At 64.2% G+C, this 288-nt stretch carries 1 pseudogene; it reads left to right on the top strand.

Going from position 1 to position 288, the window contains the following annotated elements:
• A pseudogene (locus CH341_RS32215) lies at positions 1–288 on the top strand (Eco57I restriction-modification methylase domain-containing protein); the annotation flags it as partial.

Raw genomic sequence — 288 nt, 5'->3', positions numbered from 1 at the left:
GATACGGAGTTCGGTGGTGCCTTCGACGCGGGCGCCTTACCCTATCCCCAGGGCGCGCTCGGTGAGGGCTCGTGGGAGTTGGAGTCAACGGCCTTGCGCGAGCTTCGTGCGAAGATCATGGGAAACCACCCAACGCTTCAGGAAGTGTACGGCGCGCCCCTCTACGGCATCAAGACGGGCCTCAACGCTGCCTTTGTGATCGACCGGGCCACACGTGACCGCTTGGTGGCGGCGGACCCGCGCTCGGAGAAACTTTTGCGGCCGTGGTTGGAAGGTAAGGACATGCGC

The organism is Rhodoplanes roseus (assembly GCF_003258865.1).
In the GTDB taxonomy this organism is placed as follows: domain Bacteria; phylum Pseudomonadota; class Alphaproteobacteria; order Rhizobiales; family Xanthobacteraceae; genus Rhodoplanes; species Rhodoplanes roseus.
The sequence above is the reverse complement of the archived record's forward strand: the minus strand, read 5'-3'. Positions and strand labels throughout refer to the sequence as shown.